General features: G+C 68.5%; 2 protein-coding genes. Both read right to left on the bottom strand.

Annotated elements, in window-relative coordinates; all coding sequences use genetic code 11:
• Positions 1-1,113: M61 family metallopeptidase (locus AC1D15_RS28610; RefSeq protein ID WP_477828678.1), on the bottom strand; the 1,113-nt coding region annotated here is incomplete at its 3' end.
• A 130-nt stretch (positions 1,114-1,243) separates the two neighbouring features.
• Entirely contained in the window at positions 1,244-1,990 is a 747-nt protein-coding gene (locus tag AC1D15_RS28605) for a DsbC family protein (RefSeq protein ID WP_477828677.1), read from the bottom strand.
• Positions 1,991-2,116: the final 126 nt, after the last annotated feature.

Raw genomic sequence — 2,116 nt, 5'->3', positions numbered from 1 at the left:
CGATTGCGCGACGCTCTGCACCTGCCGGCCCGGCGCGGCCAGCACGCCAGTCACCGTCTTGGCGAGCAGCTTCAGGTAGCGCGATTCGTCGACCAGGCCGGCGCGCAGCAGCAGCAGGTCGTCGTAGTACGAGGTGAAGCCTTCGAAGAACCACAGCAGTTCGGTGTAGTTCTCCTGCGTGTAGTCGTAGCGCGCGAACTCGGCCGGGCGCAGGCGCTTGACGTTCCAGGTGTGGAAATACTCGTGGCTGATCAGCCCGAGCAGCGTCACGTAGCCCTCGCTCAGGTCGGTCTTCAGCTCGGCCTTCGGGTCGGCCGGCGGCTGGGCGCCCGGCCGCGCACGCTGCGGCAGGTCGCGCCGGCCGGCGATCAGCGCGGTGCTGGCCCGGTGCTCCAGCCCGCCGTAGCCGTCATCCACCGCGTTCAGCATGAACACATAGCGCTTGAAATGCGGCTTCTTGCGGCCGTGCCAKAACGCGATCTCGGCCTCGCAGATGCGGCGTGCATCGGCCAGCAGGCGCTCACCGTCGAAATCGGGCAGCGCACCGGCCACGATGAACTCGTGCGGCACGCCGGCCGCCTTGAACTCGCCGCGCCAGAAGTCGCCCAGCTCGACCGGGTGATCGACCAGCTCGTCGTAGTCGGCCGCCTGGTACAGGCCCTGGCCGCGCGCATCGGTCTTGACCGCCGGCAGCGACGTGCCCACGCGCCAGCCCTTCGGCAGGCCGCGCATCTCGACCGCCTGCGGCTCGGCCTCGCGCCCTTCGACCCGCAGGAACACGCTGGTGCCGTTGTAGAAGCCGCGTTGCGCATCGAGGAAGGCGGTGCGCACCGAGGTGTCGAACGCGTAGACGAGGTAGCTGACGGTCAGCGCGCCGCGGCCGTCGCAGGCGGCCAGCCAGGTGGCCTTGTCGAGCTGCTGCAGCGCGATCTCGCGCGAACCCTGGCGGGCCTGCAGCTGCGACAGGTGGCGCGCGAACTCGCGCACCAGGTAGCTGCCGGGAATCCACGCCGGCAGGCTCAGGCGCTGCTGCGGTGCCGGCTGCGGCACGGTGAGCGTCACGCGGAACTGGTGCGCGTGCACATCGGCGATCTCGATGCGGTGGGAAATCATGGGATCAGGAGGGCCGCTCGGGGGGGCGGCCGTGCGCTCATGCAGGGGTTTTCTGCGGGCGCCATTGTCACCTCAGTCACCGCAGGGCCGCCGCCCTGCGCGCCCGCGTCACTTCCGCATCACTTCCGCGTCACTTGGCGGCGGTGGCGGCAGYGCTGCTCACCAGCAGCTGTTTCTCGATCTGCTCGAGCGGCATCGCACCGGGGAAGCGCGTGCCGTCGGCGAACACCAGCGCCGGCGTGCCGTTGATGCGGTATTTCTTGCCCATCGCGACATTGCGATCGATCGGCGTCTCACAGGCGCCCATCGAACGCGGCGGCTGCTCGCTGCGCAGCATCCAGCCGAGCCAGACCTTGCTCGGTTCCTTCGCGCACCAGATGTCGCGCGACTTCTGCGGCGAGTCGCCGCCGAGGATCGGGTACAGGAAGGTGTAGACGGTCACGTCCTTGATCTTCTGCAGGTCGGCCTCGAAACGGCGGCAGTAGCCGCAGTTCGGGTCGGCGAAGACGGCGATGCGGCGTGCGCCGGTGCCGCTCTTCCAGACGATCGCGTCCTTCAGCGGCAGCTTGGCGAAATCGATCGCGGTCAGCTTGTTGATGCGCGCCTCGGTGAGGTTGGTGCGCGCCTTGGTGTCGATCAGCGACCCTTCGACCAGGTAGTTGCCCTGCTCGTCGGTGTAGAGGATCTCGGTGCCCATGCGCACTTCGTACAGGCCCGGGATCGGCGTCTTGGTGATCTCGTCGATCGGCGGCATGGCCAGGCGCTCGGCCAGGTTCTTGCGGATCTGCGCCTCGTCGGCATGGGCCAGCGGTGCCAGCAGCAGCGCGGCGATGAGCGGGGCCGCGAGGCGGGATCGGATCAACGGGAAGTTCAGCATGGCAATGCCTTCAGGTGTCGAGCGCCCGGGCGGTCAGCCAGCGCTTCAGCGGGGAGAGGTGGTTGACCAGAGTCATGCCGCGGTTGCGAAGTTCCCGCACCGCGGGTTGGTCCGTGGAAAACAACC

The organism is Rhizobacter sp. P2_H2 (genome assembly GCF_056403375.1).
Note: the sequence above shows the minus strand (reverse complement) of the source record. Positions and strands in the feature narration are given on the sequence as shown.